The sequence below is a fragment of the Vibrio sp. 99-8-1 genome, from assembly GCF_013114595.1.
GTDB lineage: Bacteria > Pseudomonadota > Gammaproteobacteria > Enterobacterales > Vibrionaceae > Vibrio.
The window spans coordinates 18,744-38,861 of sequence record NZ_VTXE01000042.1 but is presented as its reverse complement, the minus strand read 5'-3'; the positions used below and the strand labels follow the sequence as shown (position 1 = coordinate 38,861).

Sequence of the window (20,118 nt, the reverse complement as noted above, 5' to 3'; positions counted from 1 at the left end):
TCAGTGGTAAAAATCATCGCATCTAGCTTCTGCTCGTGCATGATTTTTTGAGCTCTTTGTGTTCTGTTTTCAAATTCGGCTTGTTCAAAGCCTCTGTTTAGAAAGTCCATCGTATCCCCTTTTGCATCAATCTTATTGGATTACTAAATTACAACCAGAGTTAAATTAAGTTAACTATGGTTGATAATATTAATGATAAATCCTATAAAATATTGTGACGGAGCGCTTAAAGTTAACAATTGTGACTCGAAAATAGATATGAAACTCCATTTAACTAATTCACGCTGAGAACCATCTTTGTTATCTAAGCCTTGCCACCAAACAACAATGGCCATATAGGTTATAATTATTCATAGTGACTCAGCTATTGACTTAAAAAGAACACTATTCAATCAATACCAATAAGCCTCAGCTAAATAAAAGCCCAGAAAACGGTTACCATTAGTTAACTAAAGTAGACGAAACAATAGTTAACTAATATGAACTATTGTTTCATAGGTACATACACAGCACTCAACGTTTAAAACGCAAAAAAGGGTCATTATAAAATGACCCTTTTTCACTTATTGCTAATCAACTTTTGAGCGATTAAATTTAGTTTAGTCGCCGTTCGAAGTTAACCTTATTACTCTACCGTTACTGCTTTTGCTAGGTTACGAGGCTGGTCAACATCGGTGCCTTTAATTAGGGCAACGTGATAAGAGAGCAACTGCATTGGTACGGTATAGAAAATAGGTGCTGTGATCTCATTAACGTGAGGCATTTTAATTATCTTCATGTTTTCGTCGCCATCAAATCCGGCATCGGCATCGGCAAATACATAAAGTAAACCACCTCTGGCGCGTACTTCTTCAACATTTGATTTGAGTTTCTCAAGAAGATCATTACTTGGGGCGATAACCACAACAGGCATATCCGCATCAATCAAGGCTAGAGGCCCATGCTTTAACTCACCAGCAGCATACGCTTCAGCATGGATATAAGAGATCTCTTTTAGTTTAAGGGATGCTTCCATAGCAATTGGGTAAAACTCACCACGCCCTAAGAATAGCGTGTGCTGTTTGTCAGCAAAATCTTCTGCCAGCGCTTCGATCTCTTTATCAAAAGCTAGAGCACTTTCAATTTGTACTGGTAACTCATGAATCGCTTGAACTATTTCTTTCTCTTTCGCTGCATCTATATTGTTGTTCTGCTTACCTATCGCGGTAACCAGCATTAGCATAGCGGCAAGTTGCGTAGTGAAGGCTTTTGTTGAAGCAACGCCTATTTCTGTTCCTGCTCTGGTCATAAAGGCAAAGTCAGACTCACGAACAAGTGACGAACCTGAAACATTACAGATGGTCATTGCAGCCATGTAACCCTTCTCTTTTGCTAAACGAAGCGCAGCCAATGTATCAGCGGTTTCACCAGACTGAGAAAGCGTAATCAATAAGCTATTTGGTCGAGTAACAAATTTGCGGTAACGGAACTCAGAGGCTATTTCAACATCACAGCTCACTCCGGCTAGCCCTTCGAACCAGTATCTTGCGGCCATACCTGAGTTATAAGAGGTCCCACAAGCGATAATCTGTACATGCTCAACCTTGGTCAGAATGTCCAGCGCATTGACACCAATACTCTCAATAATAACGGATTCCTGTGTAATACGACCTTCCATCGTATTGATAAGCGCGGTTGGCTGCTCGAAAATCTCTTTCTGCATAAAGTGACGATATTGACCTTTATCACCGGCATCATGCTCAGCATTAGACTCAATAATTTCACGCTCAACGTCATTACCATTGATATCCATAACGGTCACAGTTCTACGCGTTATTTCTGCCACATCACCTTCTTCTAAGTAACTAAAGCGACGAGTCACGCTTAGCAAAGCAAGCTGATCGGATGCCAAAAAGTTTTCACCCACACCGTAACCGATAACGATCGGGCTACCAGAGCGAGCAACCACCAATTTTTCAGGATCTCTACGATCAAGAATAACCGTACCATAAGCACCATCTAACTGTGCTGCCGCTTTATGAAGCGCTTCTACTAAAGTTGCAGATGTACGACGTTCCCATTCAACTAAGTGAGCAATAACTTCTGTGTCTGTTTGAGATTCAAACTGGTAACCACGTTGCTTCAAAAGTGCGCGTAACTCTTCATGGTTCTCAATTATGCCGTTATGAACAACGGTAATATCGCCAGAGATATGAGGGTGAGCATTAACTTCGGATGGTTCTCCATGTGTTGCCCAACGTGTATGAGCGATCCCAGTACCACCAAGAACCTCTTGCTGATTCACGGCGTCAGCTAACTCTTGCACTTTTCCTAAGCGTCTTACACGAGTAAGGTTGTTGTCACCATCGACAACAGCGACACCCGCAGAGTCATATCCACGATATTCTAAACGGCGTAATCCCTCTACCAGAATTTCTGCTACATCACGTTGTGCTACTGCACCTACTATTCCACACATGTTTACACTCCAATTTCTAATTTTATTTACTCGATGCTAAATACACTATCTAGCATCGAGTGATTTGTTCTTTATAGGGTTCGAATAACTCGTACACCTTTGGATTCAATATTCAGTTTTTGCTGATCGGTTAGTTGAGCGTCACTGACTAATACATCTATGTGTTGCCATGAGAGTTCCAAATTGGGAATTTTTCGACCAATCTTCTCTGACTCAATCATAACAATCACTTCTCGCGACACTTCTGCCATCACTTTACTGAGTCCAAGCATTTCATTAAATGTAGTCGTCCCTCGCGTCAAATCAACACCGTCAGCCCCAATGAAGAGTTGGTCAAAGTCATAAGCACGTAATACTGACTCAGCAACTTGTCCCTGAAACGACTCTGAGCGAATGTCCCAGGTTCCTCCTGTCATTAACAGGGTCGGTTCATTTTCCAACTCACTTAACGCGTTAGCCACATGAAGCGAATTGGTCATAACGATCAACCCTTGTTTTTGATCCAGTTGTTGAATCAACGCACCCGTAGTACTGCCACTATCAATCACAATTCTGTTGTGATCTCGGATGAGCTGAGCAGCAGCAATCGCAATATTTATCTTTTGCTTTGAAACTTTCTCTGAAACTTCATCACTTACTACCTCTTTAGGCAACGCGATTGCCCCGCCATAGCGACGTAGCAGTAAACCATTGCTCTCTAATGAGGCTAAGTCTTTACGAATAGTGACTTCTGAAGTATCAAATTGGACAGATAGCTCTTCAACACTGACTTCACCTAGTTCATTAACCAGTTTATTAATCGTGTGGCGCCTAAGTTGAGTATTTCTTTTTGACATTAACTGAAACTTATAAATTACGAAACGAAACTATTATATTTCAATTGAAACTTTATTGTCTATTTATTTCGATGCAAAAATTAAAAATTTTAAGATGAAAATTTGTTCTAGAACAATTATCAACAGTGATCTTGATCAGATTATTTGTTAGAATTCGCGCCCTAAAGAAATTTTATTACACAAATTACCGTTATTTTTTTGCAACTTTTAGTCTATAGACTGACCAAGAATACAAAAAAATAGCAGTAGCAGTCGCTGCAACGAATCGTTTTGTAGCTTAACTGTTTAATAGATTTCAAGCTGGCTCTGGGCTCAAAGGCATAAGCTGTAAGAAAATAATCAAACAACACAAAATGTTGTCATTTTCTTTCTTATGTTGCTCAATGAACAGCAACACAAACTTAAAATGTAAATATACTTACCGGAGAGTATCTTCCATGAAAAAGACCAAAATCGTATGTACGATTGGCCCGAAAACTGAATCTGTAGAGAAGTTAACTGAACTAGTAGAAGCAGGCATGAACGTTATGCGCCTAAACTTCTCTCACGGCGATTTTGAAGAGCACGGCACTCGTATTGCTAACTTCCGTCAAGTAATGGAAGCAAAAGGCAAACAACTTGCGATTCTGCTTGATACTAAAGGCCCTGAAATTCGTACTATCAAACTAGAAAATGGCGATGACGTTGATCTAGTAGCAGGCCAAGACTTCACTTTCACTACTGACACATCTGTTGTTGGTAACAAAAACGTTGTTGCGGTAACTTACGCTGGCTTCGCTAAAGACCTAACTGTTGGTAACACCATTCTTGTTGATGACGGTCTAATCGAAATGGAAGTAACGGGTCTAACGGATACTGACGTTCAGTGTAAAGTACTTAACAACGGTGCTCTAGGCGAAAACAAAGGTGTTAACCTTCCAGGAGTTTCTGTTCAACTTCCTGCTCTTTCTGAGAAAGATAAAGCAGACCTTAAATTTGGTTGTGAGCAAGGTGTAGACTTTGTTGCTGCTTCATTTATCCGTAAAGCAGAAGATGTGAAAGAGATTCGCTCTCTACTTAATGCAAATGGCGGCGAAAGCATCCACATCATCTCTAAAATTGAAAACCAAGAAGGCGTTGATAACTTTGACGAAATCCTTGAGCTTTCTGACGGCATTATGGTTGCTCGTGGTGACCTAGGTGTTGAAATCCCAGCAGAAGAAGTAATCTTCGCTCAAAAAATGATGATTGAGAAATGTAACCGTGCTCGTAAGATGGTTATCACTGCAACTCAAATGCTTGATTCAATGATCAAAAACCCTCGCCCAACACGTGCAGAAGCGGGTGACGTTGCGAACGCAGTAATGGACGGAACAGATGCAGTAATGCTTTCTGGTGAAACAGCTAAAGGTAAATACCCTGTTGAAGCAGTAACTATTATGGCTCAAATCTGTAACCGTACAGATAAAGCACTTAAAGCTGAACTAGGTGATCGTCTAGATAGCCCACGTCTACGCATTACAGAAGCTGTATGTAAAGGCGCAGTAGACACTGCTGAAAAACTAGCTGCTCCACTTATCGTTGTCGCAACTGAAGGTGGTAAGTCTGCACGTTCAGTACGTAAATACTTCCCTACAGCAAACATTCTTGCTCTAACAACAAACAAGAAAACTGCGGCACAACTTGTACTAACGAAAGGTGTTCGTCCAGTGGTTGTTGATTCAGTAGACAGCACAGATGCTTTCTACGTAAATGGTAAAGAGCTTGCGCTAAACACAGGTCTTGGTAAGAAAGGCGACATCGTTATTATGGTATCTGGTGCACTTGTTGCTTCTGGTACAACTAACACAGCATCTGTACACGTATTATAATTTCTTAAATTATTCTCGCAGAATGTAAAAAGAGGGTTTTAAACCCTCTTTTTTTATGCCTATCGTTTAGTTCTCTACTCACTCGACTCAGTTTGTACTGAACAGAGTTTACCGCATAAGCATCTACTCTCTTTCTCTCCAGCCCCAAAATACTAGACTAAAGTCTTAACTCTAAAATAGACCTTTTTAGCTGATTTTAAATAGAAAAAATCGGGGAAAACCCCGATTTTTTTACCATCCAAAAAACTCTTTATGATGGGTATTTAATAGTAGCACCATTGGTAAGAAATAGATTGCACTAAGCTTGATACCAAGTACCACCAAGCCACCAATGGTAAGCCTCACTAGAGATTGCGTAAACATACTATGCCTCATAAACCCAGACTGTATGATTTCCTTAATAATGCACGGATAGCCGCGTTTCTTCCTAAATGAGTAAACTGGGATTGTTCATAAAACGTACAGTTTACCCATTTATAAGTTTAGCTCAAGTTTTTTATTAAATTATACTTTAGTCGAATATATACTCAGCTAATCTAAAGATGCTCATTTAGCGAAGTTTTGTTGGTGGCTAGCTTCAAAAATACTAACTCTCGTCACTATGACCAATGGAGGTTTGATTTCGTCCTAATGACTTAGAACGGTATAACGCAACATCCGCGGTTTTATAACACTGAGTCGCATTGGAGGTTAACAGGGTAATTCCGATACTAATGGTAGCGCTGTTGCGGCCGTCAGTTGCAACGGAAGTACGGATGCGGTTTAGTACCACCTCTGCTTCAGGCAACTCGGTATGAGGCATGATGATGGCAAACTCTTCGCCGCCAATACGAGCGATAAAGTCCGTTTGACGGGTATTTTGCTGTAATTGCATAGAGATTTGCCGAATCACTCGGTCACCTTCATCATGACCAAGTTCATCATTAATTTTTTTGAAGTGATCAATATCTAACAGCGCTAAGCAACCAATATGATTTTGTGGATAACGGAGCACCAACTGTGCTTCATTCTGTAACTCTGCCTCAAACTTACGACGGTTCCATAGTTGAGATAGCTCATCTTTCTCACTTAAATAACGCAAGCGCTCTTCCAGCTCTTTACGCTCAGAAATATCGACCAGAGATATGATGTAGTTAGTTACATTTTGTCTAGAATCTAGTACCGCCTGAATTCGAGTAATGGTAATTAATTCAGCACCAGATCGCCCAAGTATTTTTAGCTCCCCTTCCCAACTGTGATCAGCTTTCACACTATCCCAAATGGCTGACCAGCCAAAAGGAAAACGCATATCAAACAACATCTTTCGCAAATTACCATAACGAATCTGGCTGTCTCGATAGCCTGTGATTTTTTCAAATTCTCTATTTATTTTTAAAATTCGATACTGAGCATCGCAAACCATAACCGCAGACATTCCATTTAACGCTGCCATAGCGAGTTTGCTTTCAAGGTTTCGTTTTTGCGACAGGTAAACAATATAGGCCGCCGGAATACCCGCGAACATAATAACCAGCATAACCAAGCTAGCCATTTGAATGATGGCATAATACTCTTCTCTGACTTGCTCAAATAGCTGCTGCTGAGTGAACTCAATAATGATATAGAAGCTATTACCAGAGTGAATATTAACTTGCTCATATATGTAAATAGCCCCATCGTTTTCAAATACGCCGATTGGAGTGTTCTTCATTTCATGCCATAGTTTGGGGTGACTCAAACCGAGGTTGTATTGCTTTCGCTCTGGTATGGCAAAGCCAAATAATCGTTCAGGATCTGGGTGTACAACGTAGTCACCTTGCAGTGTCACCACCCTAGGTCGAAAACTGGCTTGAGGCGAAAAGTCCAATAAGGATGCTGATAACCAAAAATCAATACTTAAAATTAAATAACCTTGGCGCACGCCATCATGTTTATACGGTGTGATAATATGCTGAATAGGTACATAAGGATCGTCAGAATCCCCCAGCGCTTTTTCTAAACCAACCCCAAGCGTACCAACTTCACCATCTGCCAAGGTTTTAGCAAATTCAAAATAACGTTTAGTCTCAATATTTTTATAGTCAGAACGTGCAATTGCACCTTGTTCTAAATAGGAGTACTCAACTTTAATCTGTTCCTGCCCACGAGTATCAACATAACGAATCTGTTTAAAAAAGCTTTGATAGCCCGTTAATGTTGACCAAATCTCTTCTACTTGTTGTTTTTTCGCTGAATTTTCATTTGCAACAAACTGCATTAATGCCCGGTTTTGATTGAGTAACTCAATTGTAGAGGTGATTTGGGAATCAAATTGATAAAACTCTCGCGCAGTAAAAAGCAGCTGAAACTTGCTGGTTTCAATAACATTCTCTTTATTCTTGTTATATAAAGATTGATATTTAAGCGAGTAGCCGTACCCAACCGCTCCACTTAATAGCAGGCAGATAACAATGATTAGAAAAAACCAGCGCTTCTTTAACATTGTAACCTTATAAAATGTGAGGTTGGTTCAAAAAGAGCACGCATTGTACCAATAAATAGATCTATAAATAAACAAAAGCCCTCCACAGATTAGGAGGGCTTCATCAAAGTTTAAAAAAATAACTAATCACTATACTTTTAGCGCTCTCTCTCCTCGAGCAATGCCAACTACACCACTTCTCGCCACTTCAATCACTTCAGTCACATCTGAAACCGCAGTAATAAAAGCGTCTAATTTGTCACTGGTTCCCGCCAATTGAATAGTATACTGGGATGGCGTTACATCAACGATTTGCCCGCGGAAAATATCTGATGTTCGTTTTACTTCTGCTCTAGCAAAACCACTGGCTTTTACTTTAACCATCATCAATTCACGCTCGACATGGTCATGCTCGGTAACTTCTTGAACTTTAAGCACATCAATCAGCTTATGAAGTTGCTTCTCTATCTGCTCTAACACCATGACATCACTATCTGTAGTGATGTTTAAACGAGACAAGGTTTCATCATCGGTAGGCGAAACAGTGAGTGACTCAATGTTGTAACCACGTTGAGAAAATAGGCCAACAACACGAGAAAGAGAACCGGGCTGGTTTTCTAATAGTAAAGAAATGATATGTCTCATTATGTTCTCTCCGTTTTGCTAAGCCACATTTTATCCATCCCCTCACCTTTAATTTGCATAGGGTACACATGCTCTGTCTCATCGATACTGATATCAATAAATACCAGTTTGTCTTTCATATCCAATGCTCTCTTTAGCTCAGATTCAAGTTTGTCTGGAGAAGAGATTCGAATACCAACGTGACCATAAGCTTCTGCGATCGCAGCAAAATCAGGCACTGAGTCCATATAAGAATGCGAATGCCGGCCTTGATATATCATATCCTGCCACTGCTTAACCATACCTAGGAAACGGTTATTGAGGTTTATAATTTTCACTGGAATATCGTATTGCAGTGCTGTCGATAGCTCCTGAATATTCATCTGAATACTGCCATCACCGGTAACAATAACGACTTCCTCTTCCGGCATGGCAAATTTTATTCCCATACCCGCAGGCAAACCAAAGCCCATAGTTCCTAAGCCACCGGAGTTTATCCAGCGACGAGGTTTATCGAACGGGTAATAGAGTGCAGCAAACATCTGGTGCTGGCCAACATCAGAAGCAACATAAGCCTCTCCATCAGTTAACTTGTAAAGCGTTTCTATAACTTGCTGCGGTTTTATGCGATCACTGCTGGTATCGTATTTCAAACATTGACGATCTCGCCATTGTGAAATCTCATCCCACCAGCTATTTAATGCCGCCTCATCATTGCGGCTCTCTTGTTCGTTTAGAATCTTTAACATCGCATCCAGCACAACATCAGCAGAACCGACAATCGGCAGATCCGCTCGAATGGTTTTTGATATCGATGACGGATCAATATCAATATGCATTATCTTGGCGTTTGGACAGTATTTCTCAACATTATTGGTGGTACGGTCATCAAAACGTACTCCGACACCAAAGATTAAATCGGCGTTATGCATCGCCATATTCGCTTCATAGGAGCCATGCATACCCAGCATACCGAGAGAGTTTTTATGAGTTCCCGGAAACGCGCCTAACCCCATTAATGTGCTGATAACTGGCAAATTTAATGTTTCTGCCAATTGTAAAATTTGTTTATCACTTTCAGAAATAATCGCGCCACCACCAATGTAGAGAACGGGTTTTTTCGCTTCTAATAGGGTTTTTAGGCCTTTCTTGATCTGCCCTTTATGTCCACTAGTTGTTGGATTATAAGAACGCATCTTGATAGATTCAGGGTACTGATATGGGAACTTCAGCAGTGGATTCAGCATATCTTTTGGTAGATCAACGACCACAGGACCAGGACGCCCTGTCGAAGCAAGATAAAATGCTTTCTTAACAATTTCTGGGATAGTTTTTGGATCGGTAACGAGAAAGCTGTGTTTTACTACCGGGCGGGAAATACCCACCATATCGCACTCTTGAAAAGCATCATTTCCAATTAATGTACCCGGAACCTGACCTGACAACACCACCATAGGTGCTGAGTCCATATAGGCAGTCGCAATGCCTGTAATCGCATTAGTTGCACCGGGGCCAGAGGTAACTAAAACAACCCCTGTTTTTCCGGTTGCACGAGCATAACCATCAGCCATATGCACCGCTGCTTGTTCATGGCGAACCAGCACGTGTTCAATATCGCTTTTTTGGTGTAGTGCATCGTAAATATCGAGAACTGAGCCACCTGGGTAGCCAAAGATGTGATCAACGCCTTCGTCGATCAATGAGCGAACAACCATATCCGCACCGGACAACATTTCCATCGTTTTTTCTCCTTAATACGACATATTAAGAACGGCGGAACCTCAGTAGCCTGTATCTGAGTTTCTCCCAATTGTCGTATCACATAGCTAGGGCTTATTCGTAGCCTAAAATAGTAAAAGAGACATCTTTCATGTGTAACACAGAAACAGGAGATGAACACTTTTGCTATATCCATGAGTTATACAAGGCATACCCTTGTATATAAGCTCTAATTTCAAGCTTATTCGCCATTAAATCAAGGGCAAAACGAAAAAAACAACCATGTGCTATAGGTTAAATATGAAACAGTAATAAACTCTGAAACAAGCAACAATTTTAGAACATATCATCAACAAATCAGAATCTAACTACAAAAAAGCCCATCTGATCTCTATGACCAAATGGGCTTTTTTCACTATTTTACTGTCGATTACTTTTCGCTAGGCTTGTTGTCAGAGTACATCTCTTCAATTTGATCTTCATAACGTTCATCGATGACTTTGCGACGAAGCTTCTGAGTTGGCGTTAACTCACCTTTGTCCATAGAAAAGGCTTTCGGTAGAATGGTGATCTTTTTCACCTGCTCAAATTTTGCCAAATCTTTTTGCAATTCAGCTACGCGCTTTTCCAACATTTCAATCACATGGCTATGTTTTATCAACTCTAACCTGTCATGATATTTAATGTTTAGCTCTTTAGCGTACTCTTCTAATGATTCAAAACTCGGCACTATCAATGCTGATACAAATTTTCGAGTATCGGCAATCACCGCGATCTGCTCAATAAAGTGGTCTTTACCAATGGTGCCTTCAATATGTTGAGGAGCAATATATTTGCCTCCCGACGTTTTCATCAGCTCTTTAATTCTATCGGTAATATAGAGATTGCCTTCATCATCAAAATGTCCAGCATCTCCGGTCTTAAGAAAGCCAAGCTCATCAAAAGTCTTTTCGGTCTCTTCTGGCATTTTGTAATAACCACGCATCACCATAGGGCCACGCACGAGTATTTCGTTGTTCTCACCAATTTTCACTTCCGCATTGGGCATTAAGGAGCCAATAGAATCCGGTGAAAATCGATTGTCTTCCCAACAAGATACCGTCGCGGTGGTTTCTGTCATACCGTAACCAAGTTTTACATTGATACCGATAGCATGGAAAAAACGACCAATGGTTGGATCAAGTTTGGCGCCACCACAAGGCATAAAATTGATGCGTCCACCCAATAGCTCTCTCAACTTCGCCAGTACGAGTTTATCGGCAAGTTTATAGCATTTGGTTAGTAACAAAGAAGGCTCTCGCCCTTCTTGTTTACAAGCGGCTATTCGAGCCCCCATATTCACGGACCAAGTAAATACCAGTTTGCGATGAATTGGTGCTCGCGCTACTTTCTCATGTATTGCAGAAAATATTTTTTCATAAAAACGCGGAACAGCACTCATGACTGTTGGTTTGATTTCGCCCAATGCATCACGAACCTGCATTGTGTCTTGCAGATAACAGTTTGTCGCCCCTTTATAGAAAACATAAAAAGACCATGCTCGTTCAAACACATGTGATAAGGGTAGAAAACAGAGAGAGACATCATTTTCTGTTAACGCTAGATTACTGTCATGCCCTTTGCATTGAGCTGCCATATTACTGTAATCAAGCATGACACCTTTAGGCTGACCTGTGGTTCCTGAAGTATATATGAGCGTAAATAAGTCATCGAAATTGGCTTGATTTAATCGTTCTTCAAGTTCTGTATTGCCCTCAGGCTGAGCTTTGGCAATAAAATCACCCCAAGAAATCCCAGCGGGTTGATCTTGCAGATCGATGTCATCAGACATTGCCACGATCACTTCAAGCGTGTCGCACTGTTCAAAAATAGTGAGTGCGGCGTCGTACTGCTCTTGCTCACCCACAAACAGCACTTTTACATCCGCGTTTTGCAACACATATGCGGACTGGCTTGCCGTATTCGTTGCGTAAATAGGGACAGTAATTGCCCTAATTTGCAATGCTCCGAAATCAGCGATTGACCACTTTGGCATATTGTTGGCAAATATGCCTATTTTGTCTTGAGCTTTTAATCCTTGAGCCAGCAGTGCTAATGAGAGCGCATCAATTTCTTGACCAAACTGCTTCCAGCTAATGTCTTTCCATACACCAGCGACTTTATGACGAAGAGCAACTCGATCACCATGTTTAGCAACCTGCTCTTTAATACGTTTTACGATATGAAAATCTAAATTAGCCATCTCTTTACCTTAAGCTTACATATGTAAGCTGATTTGTGCGGACAATATACATTTCAAGGCAAAAAAGGCAACTTCGATAGCTGAAGTTATTTAGTTGATCACGGAATAATTCTCCACATTTTTGCTTTTCTGAAAAAACCAAAGCACTGAATGGAAATACCATTCAGTGCTTTATTTAGTTCAGTTTGTACTGTTAGATTTTATCTGCGCAGCTGTCGTTCTCTAGAAACAAGCTAAAAACTAGTCGTTTGCTATGACATCGCCACAGATCATCATTAACTGATCTCTCATCCAGATATGGCCACGATCTTTTTCACTTGATGCATGCCAACTAAGATAACCATTAATCTTATTGTTATTAATAGGAAGATCCAGCACCTTTAGTTGGTCACGATCGGTCAAGTTTTCCACTAACCAACGTGGTGCAACCGTAATGAGTTCTGATTGACTAACGACATAGAGGATATTGCTTAAGCTGGTCCCTTTGTACGCGGCTTGGCAATCTAGATCTCGATATGCTTGTTCAGAGTAACTACGCATACCATTCATCTTCGACAATTTTGCATGCTTTTCCGTTACCAACTCTTGTTCTGAGATGCTATCACCAATTCTTGGGTGAGTTTTGGCAGCGACGACCACAAGTTCATCAGTAAAGATCTCTGTGCTAGAAAAACCTGCTTCATCGAAGCATGTATAGTCAATGGCAAAATCCACTTCCTGAAAGCGCATTTTTTCTGACAATTGACTATCAAAATCCGCATCCATTTGTAACTGAATATTTGGCGCACTTTCTGCAACACCCGTTAATATCTTAGGTGCGAATCGAACATCACAAGGACTACAAACAGCAAGTTTAAAAGACCTTGTTGACGTTTCTGGGGTAAATATAGAGTCTGGTAATTCATTACGAACCAATTGCAACGCCTGACGTATTGGACCAAATAATAGGCGAGCTCTTTGCGTTGGTTGAATACCTCGGCCATAACGCATAAACAGGTCATCATTAAACATGACTTTAAGTCTAGCAACCGCATTACTTACAGCAGGTTGAGACATGCCAAGATTTTGCGCTGCTCTTGTTATATTCTGTTCCTGCATTACTGCGTCAAAAACTGTCAGTAAATTTAGATCTACTCCACGTAATGTCGACTCCATTCGATAACCTGTAGCAGCAGAACCAACTTCATTTTTATTCAACATTGATGTGCCTCATATCATTTTCGATAATTAGTTGTATTTAAGATTGAAAGTAACGTCATTGCGTTACCGAATAGAAACCAAGAAATCGGTGATTTTTAATAATTAAAATATACTTTTAGCATCCGAATGCCATTCACTATCCATCAATGAATGAGCACAAATCAATAACCTTTATAAATAATTAGTAAATTTTAGGTACTAACATAAAAAATAACTAGTAAACAAAAGGTTAAGAAAAATCTAAAAAGATATAAATTCAGATTATTTATAATGAACAATGAAAAATTCACCACCACTATATGTGACCTGCAAATCTGGCCTATAACAATACGAGGAAGTATTTATATTAAAAATATCATAGAAACATAAAGTTACAATTAACTGAAATAGCAACAAATCAATGGTGAGATCACTAGCAGAGTGATTGGCGTTTAGAAATTCACGAGATGAATAAAGGGCGCTTTTAAATACTTAAAATCAATATTTATCAGCGCTACTTATTTAATGCATCAATAAGGTACTGCTTAAACTGAGCACACCGCTCTGGCATAGGGTGTCTTGGTCGAAAGTACATATAGATATCAAAGTTTGCACATTGATAATCCGACATGACATTAATCAACTGTTTTTGCTGTAAATGATGATGTATAACGGAATGAGGTAGATAAGCAATCCCAGCCCCTTGCAGTGCCAAATCACATAGCATTTCACTATTGTCACACTCGAGAGCATCTTTAATTTCAACCACTGTGGCTATATTGTTGAGGCTAAATCCCCAGCGATTACCACCCAACAACGTTCTAGCGTATAAGCAGCGATGTTGCATAAGCTCTTCTGGATGCTGAGGAGGAGGCATTTTTTCCAGATAACGGGGAGAGGCACATAAATAGAGTGGCTCACTCAATAGCTTTCTACGTACTAACAACGAGTCTTGCGGCGTTTCTCCTATATATGTTGCTTCTGCACGAAATGCAAAATCAATGGTTAGTGGGTCAAAATCACCCGCTTCAATAAACACCTTAAAGTCGACTTTAGGATGTAACAACATGTATTCGGAAATTATTTTGCTGAGATACTGTCTTGCAAACAAAGGGGTTGAAGAGATTCGAATTTCACCTTGCTGAAGTTCAGCCAAATTCTGAACTTCTTCTATCGTGGCATTAATTTCAGGAAGTATATGAGAGAGGCGTTGATAAAGCAGTTGCCCTGCTTGCGTAGGGGTAAGTTGTCGTGTGCTTCTTTTTATTAACTCTATATTCAGCACCTCTTCCAACTCTTTCACCCAGCGACTGCCTGCCGCAGGAGAGATCCCTTGCTTACTCGCGGCTTCACGAAAAGAGCCTGCATCTAAAACTGCACAGAAAAACACCATCTTATCAATAATTGGCTGTCTACTGCTTAAGTAATGAAGACTCATCCTCTCTCAACCAGTCCTTTCTCTAACGCGATCATCACTAGCCCTGCTGTCGATGTAGCTCCTAACTTCTTTTTAATTCTTAGTCGATGAGTTTCCACGGTTCGAACACTAATGCACAAGGTTTCTGCTATCTCTTTGTTGCCCGCACCACTCACTATCGCTTGCAGTACATCTAACTCTCTTTTTGACAAAGTATTGTCTTTGGGCTCAGGCTTTTCATTAAATTGTTCTAATAATTTATCTGAGGCTTGAGGACTTAAATATGAGTGCCCCTGAGCCACCTGATTGATTGCGGTAACAAGATCATCAGAGCCGACATCTTTTAAGACATAGCCTTTTGCTCCCGCTTTAATCGATCTCACGACATACTCTTTGGTGTCATGCATAGAGAGCATGATGACAGCGACTGTAGATTGTTCTTTCTGTAGCTGCTCCAGTACCTCAATCCCATTAAGGTCTGGCATATTAATATCCAACAACAATACATCAGGAGCCAAATCACGAGTCGCTGTTAACGCCTCACTCCCAGTGCCAACACAACGAATGATGGTGAGGTTATCTTCTCTCTCTAATCGAGACTTTAACCCATCTTGCATCAATCGATGGTCGTCGGCCAATACCAGCTTAATCATATAAACTCCATTCGTAAGCTAACTCTTACTTCCGTTCCCTGAGCGGCATCACTGGTCACTTTAAAGTCACCACCAATGGCTTGAATTCGTTCTTTCATATTCTCTAGCCCCATATGTTCTAGCATAGGGTTATTGCTTTTCTTTTGTAACAGTTTTCCACGAGAAAAGCCTTTACCATCATCACTGATGGTAAGAAGAAGGTATTTACCCTCTTTCTGTAACACAATATCTACACCTTGCGCCTCAGCATGTTTTTCTACATTATGCAGCGACTCTTGCACCACGCGGTAGAGAGTCGTCTCTACATCAGGAAGCAAAGAGAGATCATCAATATCATGTTCAAAAATCAGTTCTAGTTCGGTTCTATCACGCAACTCATTTACATAGGTTTCGATTCCGGCAACCAGACCTAAATCATCAAGCTGTGGAGGGCGAAGATCTCTTGATATCCTGCGCAACTCTATAATCGCATGATCCATGGCCTGCTTACTCGCTTCCAGCTCCCCCTCTTTTTTAGCAAGGTTCTTCTCACGATTAACATTCTCTAATCGATATTTGGCGGCAACCAATAACTGATTTACCCCATCATGCAACTCTCTAGAGACTCGCTTTCGTTCATTTTCTTGAGAATCAATAATTTGCTGATTCAATAAAGTTAGCTGCTCATTAGCGAGTTTTCTCACGTTTAGATTCAAGGATGCACCCAGTGCAGCAATAAGCGATACCGCGATAAAAACAACTAAAAAGAGTACCGCAGCACTTTTTCCAATATTTTTATCAAAGCCATTTTGCATATGAGCCACTTGGTTTTCTACATCATCGAGGTAGACACCGGTTCCTATCATCCATTGCCATTTATCCAGAGAGACGGCATAACTCAGCTTAGGGAGTGGTTCTTGTCTTGAAGGTTTATGCCACAAATAGTCCACAAACCCCCCACCCTGCTTCGCAACGGAGATTAGCTCTTGTAGCAGTTTTTTACCTTGAACATCTTCCACCAACCACCAGTTCTTACCGATTCGATCCTGTTGATATGGAAGCACCAAAGCTTCTCCTTGCCAAGTATAAGCAAAGAAATAACCATCACTGCCGTATGTTAATCTACTGAGTATCTGCGCCACTTTCTCCTTAGCGTCCAGCTCTGATAACTGGGAGTCTAAATAGTAAGGTTCAATACTTTTCACCGCTAACTCAACATACTGTTTTAACTCTTGTTTTTTCGCCAACACAATGTTGTTTCTGGTGAGTTTAACTTCATCTTCCACTAAGGTTTTTGCTTGGCCAAAAAGCAAAGTAGCAACAATCGTCACCACCAGAACCAGAGGGACAATTGAAAGTAAAATAATATTGATGGATAGCTTTCTATAGTTAATAAACCCCATTTACATCACCACTTAAAGAGTTCATTGAAAAATATAGACTAGCGTTAAAAAGTCTACGTAGTATTACTGAATCACTGAAAAAAATAGCGCACTTTTACCGATAAAATTTGCGCAATTCTCCCAATAGTTCCAGATGAGATTCCATTCTAAACTAATCACAAATGTAACACGACGTTAACATCATTAACAAATAAGACAACTCAGCGTTTACATTTACAACCATGAGACAAGGATCTCTTCCCTACAAGGAGAATACAATGAATTTTAAGAAAGTTATCTTAGCAACCGCGATTGCAAGTGCAATGGTCGGATTTAGCACCAGTGCAAATGCTGCCAGCAAAATCTTGTTAAAAACCCCTGTTGCTTTCGGTACACACCTTCCTGCACTTGGTACACCGATAAAATGGTACTCCGAACATATTACGGCAATGTCCGGTGGCACCATCAAAATGAAGATATACGAACCAGGAAAACTGGTTAATCCAACCGAGATCCTTGATGCCGTATCCACAGGCAAAGTCAACTCAGGCTACTCCACTGCGGGCTACTGGCAAGGCAAACTTCCTGCTTCAGCACTCTTTTCTGCTGTCCCTTTTGGCCCTGAAGCTGGTGAGTATATGGCATGGCTCTACTTCGGAAATGGCTTAAAGCTCTATCAAGAAATGTATGATCAAGGTGGGTATAACGTCAAAGTTCTACCTTGTGCGATTATCTCACCAGAAACTTCGGGTTGGTTCAAGAAGCCGATTGAAAAACCAGAAGATCTAAAAGGGTTAAACATGCGCTTCTTCGGTCTTGGTGCATCTGTTATGGAGAAACTTGGGGTCGGTACTGTTCAGTTACCGGGAGGTGAGATATTTGGTGCTCTTGAAAAAGGCGCCATCGATGCATCTGAGTTCTCACAACCTGCCATTGATCAGCGCTTAGGCTTCCATAAGATTGTGAAATATAACTACTTCCCAGGCTGGCACCAGCAATCCACTGTGTTTGAATTATTAATTAATAAGGACACATGGAAGAAGATGGATAAAACACAAAAATCGGCGATTGAAACCACTTGTATGGCGACCATGACCTACTCTATCGCGGAAGGTGAAGCGATGCAGTTCAGCGCCATGCAAAAAGCCAAAGATAACGGTGTTGAAATACGCTACTGGAACGATGAAATGTTATCGCTATTCGAAACCACATGGTTAGAAGTTGTCGATGAAAAACAGAAAGCAGACCCATTCTTCAACAAAGTGTGGCAAGACCTAAGTGAATTCCGCAAAGGTTATGCCCTTTGGGAAGCCAACGCATTCCTGCCACGTTCTAGCAACAAGTAATCTACCCTGCCTAGCCAGTCAATTATGGCTGGCTGATTTATTTAGGAGGTCACATGAGCCAGGTTAAATACCCCTCCTCAGTGCCAATATATATCCACTTAGAAAACGGCATCACTGCCATCAGCAAATATATCGCGTGGACAAACTTGCTGTTAATTGCCGTTATTATTATTCAAGTTGTTCTGCGTAAAGTGTTCTCTAATGGGCAAATCGCTTTAGAAGAGTTGCAATGGCACTTATACGCCACTGCCGTTATGTTCGGAACAGCTTATGCTCAAGTAACGAATCTTCATGTTCGCGTTGACATTTTTTATCATAATTTTAGCGAACGCAAAAAAGCCTTTTTTGATCTCATTGGCATGCTGTTTTTTGCGATGCCATTTGTGATTGTCGTTATTCTGCACTCCTACGATTTTGCCTATGAGTCGTGGCGAGTAAATGAAAGTTCATCATCCCCATCGGGACTCCCCTTTCGCTGGATGATCAAAAGCGTCATCCCATTAAGCTTTGCTCTACTGTTTTTATCGTTAATAGCCAGAGTATTACGAACCATAAATATATTACATAAAGGAGAGCGACATGGAAGCTAATGAGTGGATTGTTGTCGCCATGTTTGGCTCATTTATTTTACTGTTATTTACTGGTATTCCCGTAGCCTACATATTAGGAGGTATTGGTGTTATTTTTGCGGGAGTTGGCTATTTCGCCGATATTTATCTCGATACCTTTACGGGTTTGGATTACACCAGCCTAGGATTAGTTGTAAACCGTATTTACAAAATCATGGATAACTGGATTTTGGTTGCTCTGCCTATGTTTATCTTTATGGGGAATATGCTCGATAAATCCGGCATAGCAGAAAAACTCATGGTTTCTATGCAGAAACTGTTTGGCAAAGTGCATGGCGGGCTAGCGATCACTGTTATGGCTATCGGAATTATACTTGCCGCATCCACAGGAATTATTGGAGCATCGGTAGTGTTGCTCACCGTTATGTCACTACCCAGTATGATGAGACAGGGTTACCACCTGCCTCTGGCTCTTGGAACCGTGGCATCCGCAGGTACGCTAGGTATTCTACTTCCTCCTTCGATCATGCTGGTTATTATGGCCGATCAACTTGGTCTCTCTGTTGGGGACCTCTTTATGGGGGCCATCATTCCGGGGTTATTACTAGGTTCTCTCTATATTAGTTACATTTTGATTGTTGGTAAGTTAAATCCAAGTAAAGCGCCAATCCCTGAAAATGTTCAACCTGTCGACTGGTCGATTATCTTGCAAGTATTCAAAGATATTACGCCTACCGTTGTCTTAATTGTCGTGGTACTTGGTTCCATATTCGCTGGCATCGCAACCCCAACGGAAGCGTCGGGAATAGGGGCGTTTGGAGCGACGATGCTTGCCGCTTACAATCGAAAATTAAACCTAAAAGTAATTAAGGAGGTTCTGCTCTCCTCATATGGCACTACCGCCTATATTTTTATGATTTTCTTAGGAGCATCTTGTTTTGCGCTTGTTCTCCGAGAATTAGGCGGAGATGAGTTAATTGAGTCGTTTTTAAGTGGGTTACCATTTGGTCCCTACGGTATCATCGCTTTCATCCTATTTATTGTTTTCTTACTCGGTTTCTTTTTGGACTGGATAGAAATTACCTTAATCGCATTGCCTCTGTTAGCACCGGTTATCTCAAGCCTCGGTATTGAACTGGATGGACATGGTGTCGTCGATAACCCGAGTTTAGTATGGTTCGTTATGCTAGTAGCAATGGCTTTGCAAACCAGTTTTCTAACTCCTCCGGTAGGTTTTGCTCTGTTTTACTTAAAAGGCGTCTGTCCAGACGGAGTAACGCTCAAGGATATCTATAAAGGGGTCATTCCATTTATTATTATCCAGCTTGTGGCTTTAACTTGCTTAGTCACTTGGCCTCAATTGGTACTTTGGTTCCCAAGTGTGGCATACGGATAGCCCGTAAATCAGGCAAAGTAGCTATATC

Annotated in this window: 15 protein-coding genes; 4 read left to right on the top strand and 11 right to left on the bottom strand. The window is 40.9% G+C overall.

The window, feature by feature from the left end; genetic code table 11:
- Window positions 1-625: 625 nt before the first annotated feature.
- Together glmS and F0227_RS19030 are read right to left on the bottom strand one after the other, a co-directional pair.
- Window positions 626-2,458, bottom strand: coding sequence for a glutamine--fructose-6-phosphate transaminase (isomerizing) (glmS, locus tag F0227_RS19035; RefSeq protein ID WP_171754834.1), 1,833 nt, complete (start codon window positions 2,456-2,458; stop codon window positions 626-628).
- A gap of 71 nt (window positions 2,459-2,529) precedes the next feature.
- Entirely contained in the window at window positions 2,530-3,294 is a 765-nt protein-coding gene (locus F0227_RS19030; protein WP_171754833.1) for a DeoR family transcriptional regulator, read from the bottom strand.
- A gap of 437 nt (window positions 3,295-3,731) precedes the next feature.
- On the opposite strand from F0227_RS19030, the gene pykF reads away from it, so the two are divergent.
- A complete protein-coding gene (gene pykF / locus F0227_RS19025) occupies window positions 3,732-5,144 on the top strand; it encodes a pyruvate kinase PykF (protein WP_171754832.1) in 1,413 nt (470 codons plus the stop codon).
- 231 nt (window positions 5,145-5,375) lie between these two features.
- Here pykF and F0227_RS22055 read toward each other — a convergent pair whose 3' ends face one another.
- The 9 genes from F0227_RS22055 to F0227_RS18985 all read right to left on the bottom strand — a co-directional run bounded on the left by F0227_RS22055 (window position 5,376) and on the right by F0227_RS18985 (window position 16,800).
- Window positions 5,376-5,507, bottom strand: coding sequence for a hypothetical protein (locus F0227_RS22055; protein ID WP_301338381.1), 132 nt, complete (start codon window positions 5,505-5,507; stop codon window positions 5,376-5,378).
- A 223-nt stretch (window positions 5,508-5,730) separates the two neighbouring features.
- Entirely contained in the window at window positions 5,731-7,605 is a 1,875-nt protein-coding gene (locus F0227_RS19020) for a sensor domain-containing diguanylate cyclase (RefSeq protein ID WP_171754831.1), read from the bottom strand.
- 129 nt (window positions 7,606-7,734) lie between these two features.
- Window positions 7,735-8,229: an acetolactate synthase small subunit gene (gene ilvN, locus F0227_RS19015; protein WP_171754830.1), complete on the bottom strand. Its 495-nt coding sequence runs from the start codon at window positions 8,227-8,229 to the stop codon at window positions 7,735-7,737.
- A complete protein-coding gene (locus F0227_RS19010) occupies window positions 8,229-9,947 on the bottom strand; it encodes an acetolactate synthase 3 large subunit (RefSeq protein WP_171754829.1) in 1,719 nt (572 codons plus the stop codon). The genes ilvN and F0227_RS19010 overlap by 1 nt, the downstream gene beginning before the upstream one ends.
- A gap of 410 nt (window positions 9,948-10,357) precedes the next feature.
- Window positions 10,358-12,169, bottom strand: a complete 1,812-nt coding sequence (locus F0227_RS19005) for a long-chain fatty acid--CoA ligase (RefSeq protein ID WP_171754828.1) — start codon at window positions 12,167-12,169, stop codon at window positions 10,358-10,360.
- 240 nt (window positions 12,170-12,409) lie between these two features.
- On the bottom strand, window positions 12,410-13,369 hold the full coding sequence (gene leuO / locus F0227_RS19000) for a transcriptional regulator LeuO (RefSeq protein ID WP_171754827.1): 960 nt from the start codon (window positions 13,367-13,369) through the stop codon (window positions 12,410-12,412).
- A 493-nt stretch (window positions 13,370-13,862) separates the two neighbouring features.
- Complete coding sequence (locus tag F0227_RS18995) at window positions 13,863-14,786, bottom strand: LysR family transcriptional regulator (RefSeq protein WP_171754826.1); 924 nt, start codon at window positions 14,784-14,786, stop codon at window positions 13,863-13,865.
- Entirely contained in the window at window positions 14,783-15,418 is a 636-nt protein-coding gene (locus F0227_RS18990; protein ID WP_171754825.1) for a response regulator transcription factor, read from the bottom strand. Before F0227_RS18990 ends, F0227_RS18995 begins: the two co-directional genes overlap by 4 nt.
- Window positions 15,415-16,800 carry a cache domain-containing protein gene (locus F0227_RS18985; RefSeq protein WP_171754824.1) on the bottom strand — a complete coding sequence of 462 codons (1,386 nt, stop codon included), beginning with the start codon at window positions 16,798-16,800 and terminating at the stop codon, window positions 15,415-15,417. Before F0227_RS18985 ends, F0227_RS18990 begins: the two co-directional genes overlap by 4 nt.
- Before the next feature lie 257 nt (window positions 16,801-17,057).
- Here F0227_RS18985 and F0227_RS18980 point away from each other — a divergent pair, with 257 nt between their 5' ends.
- Genes F0227_RS18980 through F0227_RS18970 form a run of 3 tightly spaced genes read left to right on the top strand, consistent with a single transcriptional unit; the run spans window position 17,058 to window position 20,090 of the window.
- Window positions 17,058-18,125 (top strand): TRAP transporter substrate-binding protein, encoded by a 1,068-nt coding sequence (locus F0227_RS18980; protein WP_171754823.1) that lies wholly within the window; start codon window positions 17,058-17,060, stop codon window positions 18,123-18,125.
- Between the two features lie 53 nt (window positions 18,126-18,178).
- Window positions 18,179-18,715: a TRAP transporter small permease subunit gene (locus F0227_RS18975; protein ID WP_171754822.1), complete on the top strand. Its 537-nt coding sequence runs from the start codon at window positions 18,179-18,181 to the stop codon at window positions 18,713-18,715.
- Window positions 18,705-20,090 (top strand): TRAP transporter large permease subunit, encoded by a 1,386-nt coding sequence (locus F0227_RS18970; protein WP_171754821.1) that lies wholly within the window; start codon window positions 18,705-18,707, stop codon window positions 20,088-20,090. Before F0227_RS18975 ends, F0227_RS18970 begins: the two co-directional genes overlap by 11 nt.
- The last annotated feature ends 28 nt before the right edge of the window (window positions 20,091-20,118 follow it).

Excerpts from the sequence above, each read along its gene's own strand:
- F0227_RS18990 (WP_171754825.1), bottom strand. The coding sequence starts at position 15,418 with ATGATTAAGCTGGTATTGGCCGACGACCATCGATTGATGCAAGATGGG.
- F0227_RS18980 (WP_171754823.1), top strand. The coding sequence starts at position 17,058 with ATGAATTTTAAGAAAGTTATCTTAGCAACCGCGATTGCAAGTGCAATG.
- F0227_RS18975 (WP_171754822.1), top strand. The coding sequence starts at position 18,179 with ATGAGCCAGGTTAAATACCCCTCCTCAGTGCCAATATATATCCACTTA.
- F0227_RS18985 (WP_171754824.1), bottom strand. The coding sequence starts at position 16,800 with ATGGGGTTTATTAACTATAGAAAGCTATCCATCAATATTATTTTACTT.
- pykF (WP_171754832.1), top strand. The coding sequence starts at position 3,732 with ATGAAAAAGACCAAAATCGTATGTACGATTGGCCCGAAAACTGAATCT.
- ilvN (WP_171754830.1), bottom strand. The coding sequence starts at position 8,229 with ATGAGACATATCATTTCTTTACTATTAGAAAACCAGCCCGGTTCTCTT.
- F0227_RS19005 (WP_171754828.1), bottom strand. The coding sequence starts at position 12,169 with ATGGCTAATTTAGATTTTCATATCGTAAAACGTATTAAAGAGCAGGTT.
- F0227_RS19020 (WP_171754831.1), bottom strand. The coding sequence starts at position 7,605 with ATGTTAAAGAAGCGCTGGTTTTTTCTAATCATTGTTATCTGCCTGCTA.
- leuO (WP_171754827.1), bottom strand. The coding sequence starts at position 13,369 with ATGTTGAATAAAAATGAAGTTGGTTCTGCTGCTACAGGTTATCGAATG.
- F0227_RS18995 (WP_171754826.1), bottom strand. The coding sequence starts at position 14,786 with ATGAGTCTTCATTACTTAAGCAGTAGACAGCCAATTATTGATAAGATG.
- F0227_RS19010 (WP_171754829.1), bottom strand. The coding sequence starts at position 9,947 with ATGGAAATGTTGTCCGGTGCGGATATGGTTGTTCGCTCATTGATCGAC.
- glmS (WP_171754834.1), bottom strand. The coding sequence starts at position 2,458 with ATGTGTGGAATAGTAGGTGCAGTAGCACAACGTGATGTAGCAGAAATT.
- F0227_RS18970 (WP_171754821.1), top strand. The coding sequence starts at position 18,705 with ATGGAAGCTAATGAGTGGATTGTTGTCGCCATGTTTGGCTCATTTATT.
- F0227_RS19030 (WP_171754833.1), bottom strand. The coding sequence starts at position 3,294 with ATGTCAAAAAGAAATACTCAACTTAGGCGCCACACGATTAATAAACTG.
- F0227_RS22055 (WP_301338381.1), bottom strand. The coding sequence starts at position 5,507 with ATGTTTACGCAATCTCTAGTGAGGCTTACCATTGGTGGCTTGGTGGTA.